Here is a 5,247-nt window from a genome sequence, read left to right as displayed (position 1 = left end):
TTTTTTTCTTTGGACGGACAATTAAAGCAAAGATAGCAAACTTTATCCATTCAGAGTGAGAGAAAGGGGGACATTGTCTCTCTTTCCTCTCTGAAAAATAAATGTTTTTATTGCTTATTATCCGCACCCAAAAAGTTGCATTTATAAGTTGAACTCAAGAATTCAAATCGTGGAGAAGTGAATAGACAGTATTACCCGACAGAGCAACTATGACAACGTAACGCCTTTACAAAAAAGTCGGTACACGAAACCCATAGACTAATTGTCTTGACCTAAAAGAGATTGGAATTTTCAGGACTGCCTATCACTTAGATAGAAGTCCAAGGTCTGCTGAAATACATAATTCAAAAATTGAAATTGCTTGACTGCAAATTTAGTAACTTTGCTTGACAAATTAACGAGAAAGAAGAGAAAATGAAAACCGACCGCATAACATCACCTATACGCAAGCAGGGGTTTCGTGCTTCGTAGGACAGTTAAGTGGTAAATTTAAAGTTCAGTTCTTCGTAGGAAGTTCAGTGGTTAAAATCCCTGCCTGCGTATAGCTGAGAACCGTTGTACGACATAGTAAAACCGAACCAAACAAAATGAAAGTCAGAGAAGAAAAGTTAAGAACAATTATAGAATGGTCGGAGAAAAACGAAGATGTAAGAGTTCTTCTTCTGACAAGTTCACTTGTAAATCCTTTAGCACTTGTTGACGAATTTAGTGATTTAGACATTGAATTTGTTTTTGAGGATAATACAAATTACATTTCAGACAAAAGCTGGACGCTTAAATTCGGAAATCCAATTGCTATGATTGAAGAAGACGAAAGTTGTTTTAACCATAAACACGCAATGAAAATGCTACTTTATGAAGACGGTGTGAAAGTAGATTTTAAACTTTACAGCAAATCAAAATTTATAAAGGAAACGCAAGAGAAAGAATTACCAGAAGATTGGGATATTGGTTATAAAATTTTAATTGATAAAGATGGTATTACAAAGCAAATGCTGAAACCAACTTATCAAATTTCCATTATCAAAAAACCGTCTGAAAAAGAGTTTCAAAATCTAATAAACGATTTTTGGTGGGACACAACTTACGTGGCAAAGTGTCTTGTGAGAGATGAAATATTCTATGCGAAATTTATGTCGGAAACCGTTATTCGCACAGAATATTTAATTCCTTTAATTGAATGGCACATTGCAAGTGAACACAATTGGAACATAACGACCAATAAATATGGACGGCTTTTCAAAAAGTATCTTAACCAGGAAATGTGGGCTAAAACAGAACAAACATTTTCAGGGAGCGATATAAAGGAAAATTGGACTGCTCTATTTTCAATGACTGATTTAGTTTCAGAAATAGGAACTGAATTGTCAAAAAAATTAGAGTACAAATACCCGGATAAATTAGAAAATGACATACGAAAATATTTAGCTGGACTAAAACCCAAAACATAACTACGTCGTACAACATCGTATTGGCAATAGGCGGGCTGAACGGCTTCGTATCAACGGAAGTGCAAAATTCAACTTCTGTTCTTCGATTAAAGTTCAGTGCTAAAAATCCCGCCCATCGCCAATACGCGGCACGTTATGTGAAAGAATAAAACGGCACCTCCAAAAAGAAAGTGCCGTTTCGAAATTAAATTTATAAATTCTCAATCCACTACTTCTGAAACAGTTGATTTTTCTATTAGAAAAATTCCGTCAAAAGCTTCTTCTATTTCAGTTTTTAGGCACATCGAATCAAATCGAATCTTATTACAATTTTTTAATTCCGTACTTCTGTTCATTAGTAAACAGCATTCTTTTCCTCCAAATTCTTGCATAATAAATTCAACAGAATCCGACTCTGGAAAATCAAGTGGAAATTTATCAACCCTAAAGCCAAATTGATAATCATTATCAGGATACAATGCCGCAGTTTCTCCACGTAGATTAGTTATTGCAAATGCTTTATATTTTTCTCCAAAAGTCATCGAAAGTCTTTGCCCCATTGGATAACAACTAATAAATCCATCAAAATCTACCGGAGTTTTTTGAATGTGAGCATTGTGGGCAACCAAAATAATCTTTTTACCAAGTGAATTTTTCAAAAACCAATCAATGCTTTCTGCCATATACTGGTCTTTTGCTCCCATATCTCCTTCAATTCCCCTTTCAGTAATGAAACTTTCCATAGCATCAGCATTATAATTCATATAAATCAAGCCTTTAACTTGATGAACTATCGATTGAAATTCTAAACTTTCTAATTTTGGTTGAAGAGTAATCAAACGAATGTAAACTTTTAATAGCAATGCTTTTAATTCATTATGTTCAGCTTCATCAAAAAGCGATAAATTTAACGCAAGCTGAGAAGTCGAATAGAAATCAAATTTCTCAGCAAGATTTAAAATCTTCTGTAAGACATCAGAAGAAACGATTGAAAGTCTTTGCAAATAATCAGATACAATACGAAAGTTTGGAAAATAAGAACCTCCATTTTTAGGAATATCCACACCTAAAAAGGTAATTTGATTATTATTGTCTTGATTATACCGACGAAGCCATAGCAAAGTATCTTTAAACTCATTTGGATAATAAAAGTGTGACAGTAACTTATCCAAATCGTCGAATGGAATTTGTGATTTTATCCACTTATCAACTTCTAATCCTTCAGAAAAACCAAACTCAAATGCCAAGGTGTCAAAATCACATTCAGTTACTAAAAACTCAATAACTTGATGCCTGAATGTAAAAAACTCTTTTATGAAATGTGCGTTTTCGCCTAAACCAACAATTGTAGAAGAATCAAAATATTCTCGAAATCGAAAAAGACTTTGTTTTATGGATGTATTATTTTCCGAATTAAACGGAAAAGTTAAGGGTTTTATATTTTTCATTATTACCTTATTTTAAATTAAAAATTAACGTACCAAATAGCAACCGTCTCAAAAAGACGATTTAATAATTTACTTTAATTTTTAATTACCAAGGCTTGCTGAAATACATAAAATGTGAATTATTTGAATACAAAGATACTAAAAATTCCTTCACATAACATCGCATTGGCAAAATGGCAGGTTAAGTGCTAAATTGAAAGTTTCTGCATTTTATTCCGCCGAATGTGTTCCACATTCGCTTTTTATTTGTAAGTTAGCTCTGTGGAAACACATCGGCTACGTTCTCGCTAAATTGAACTTTTTGTCCAATTTATCCGCCACTTCGCCAATGCGTTTCCCGTTATGTGCCATTTTTGAATGACAATGCGAATAGATACAGACAAACAAATGAATTTACTTAGTGATAAGAACGTTGCAATAATTGGTGGTGGACCCGTTGGACTGACTATGGCAAAATTATTACAGCAAAACGGCATAGACGTTTCAGTTTACGAAAGAGACAACGACCGAGAGGCAAGAATTTTTGGTGGAACCCTTGACCTACACAAAGGTTCAGGTCAGGAAGCAATGAAAAAAGCGGGATTGTTACAAACTTATTATGACTTAGCCTTACCAATGGGTGTAAATATTGCTGATGAAAAAGGCAATATTTTATCCACAAAAAATGTAAAGCCCGAAAATCGATTTGACAATCCTGAAATAAACAGAAATGACTTAAGGGCTATCTTGTTGAATAGTTTAGAAAACGACACGGTTATTTGGGATAGAAAACTTGTTATGCTTGAACCTGGTAAGAAGAAGTGGACACTAACTTTTGAGAATAAACCGAGTGAAACAGCAGATTTGGTTATTCTTGCCAATGGCGGGATGTCCAAGGTAAGAAAATTTGTTACCGACACGGAAGTTGAAGAAACAGGTACTTTCAATATACAAGCCGATATTCATCAACCAGAGATAAACTGTCCTGGATTTTTTCAGCTATGCAATGGAAACCGGCTAATGGCATCTCACCAAGGTAATTTATTATTTGCTAACCCCAATAATAATGGTGCATTGCATTTTGGAATAAGTTTTAAAACACCTGATGAATGGAAAAACCAAACGCAGGTAGATTTTCAAAACAGAAATAGTGTCGTTGATTTTCTTCTGAAAGAATTTTCCGATTGGGACGAACGCTACAAAGAATTGATTCATACGACGTTGTCATTTGTAGGATTGGCTACACGGATATTTCCTTTAGAAAAGCCTTGGAAAAGCAAGCGCCCATTACCCATAACAATGATTGGGGATGCCGCACATTTGATGCCGCCTTTTGCAGGGCAGGGAGTAAATAGTGGGTTGGTGGATGCCTTGATATTGTCTGATAATCTAGCCGATGGAAAATTTAATAGCATTGAAGAGGCTGTTAAAAATTATGAACAGCAAATGTTTATCTATGGCAAAGAAGCACAAGAAGAATCAACTCAAAACGAAATTGAAATGTTTAAACCCGACTTTACGTTTCAGCAATTGTTAAATGTATAAAATGGAATAAAACGGCACATAACAAACAAATTGGCAATAGAGCCGGTGAAGTACTTCTATTGAACTTTTGTGCAATGTTGAAGATTAGTAATTCTATTCAACATTTGTGCTAAAAGTCGGCTCCATCGCCAATTTGCCAAACGTTATATGCCATATTACACCAAAACTCGTCTGAATTATACAAAATGAACTATGTTTAACTTTTTTAAACCTAAACCAAAAAATCAAATTGAAATGGAAGTTTCGGGAATAAATCCTGAAACAAACAATGAATTTCTATTCTATAATTTTATCGAAAATACACCAAACTATATTCTTGAACCTTGGCTAAAAAAAGCAAAACAAGTTGGTTATAAAGTAAAACCTCAATACGAACAAGCGATTTTGCAAAAATTGAAATTCAATCAATTTAAAAATCCTCATACATTCCCTGAGTACTTTGAAAATAAATTTGATTTTATTGCTATTGACTTTGAGACAGCAAATAACAGTAGATTAAGTGCTTGTGCAATCGGATTATGCTTCGTGAAAAATGACACAATAGTTTATTCGACAAAACACTATATAAATCCACCAAAATCAGAAAAGTTTTTAAAAACTCATACTTCAATACACGGAATTTCATATGAAGATGTAGAATTTTCCCTTAATTTTCAAGAATTATGGGAAGACGAACTTTCTAAATATCTTTCATCTAATTTATTAATTTTTCATAATGCGAGTATGGACTTGAGTGTTTTGAAAAATCTATCTGATTCTCCGCAAACACACCTAATATTTTTAGTATATTAGCGCTCAAAAAGCAGGGATTATGAACATATTCAGTTTTACGGCTCATTTCGGTT

The 5,247-nt window shown here is 33.7% G+C and carries 4 protein-coding genes; 3 read left to right on the top strand and 1 reads right to left on the bottom strand.

What is annotated here, in order from left to right:
- The first annotated feature begins 587 nt into the window (after window positions 1-587).
- Complete coding sequence (locus tag HMPREF9449_RS02785) at window positions 588-1,451, top strand: aminoglycoside 6-adenylyltransferase AadS (RefSeq protein WP_003013318.1); 864 nt, start codon at window positions 588-590, stop codon at window positions 1,449-1,451.
- A 200-nt stretch (window positions 1,452-1,651) separates the two neighbouring features.
- Here the strand turns inward: HMPREF9449_RS02785 and ere(D) are convergent, their stop codons facing one another.
- Entirely contained in the window at window positions 1,652-2,878 is a 1,227-nt protein-coding gene (ere(D), locus tag HMPREF9449_RS02780; protein ID WP_009040233.1) for an EreD family erythromycin esterase, read from the bottom strand.
- 357 nt (window positions 2,879-3,235) lie between these two features.
- Here ere(D) and HMPREF9449_RS02775 point away from each other — a divergent pair, with 357 nt between their 5' ends.
- Entirely contained in the window at window positions 3,236-4,402 is a 1,167-nt protein-coding gene (locus HMPREF9449_RS02775; RefSeq protein ID WP_008651082.1) for a tetracycline-inactivating monooxygenase Tet(X2), read from the top strand.
- Window positions 4,403-4,636: 234 nt separating this feature from the next.
- A complete protein-coding gene (locus HMPREF9449_RS15735) occupies window positions 4,637-5,194 on the top strand; it encodes an exonuclease domain-containing protein (RefSeq protein ID WP_009135711.1) in 558 nt (185 codons plus the stop codon).
- The last annotated feature ends 53 nt before the right edge of the window (window positions 5,195-5,247 follow it).

The sequence above is a fragment of the Odoribacter laneus YIT 12061 genome (genome assembly GCF_000243215.1).
Lineage (GTDB): Bacteria > Bacteroidota > Bacteroidia > Bacteroidales > Marinifilaceae > Culturomica > Culturomica lanea.
This window is presented reverse-complemented; position numbering and strand designations above follow the sequence as displayed.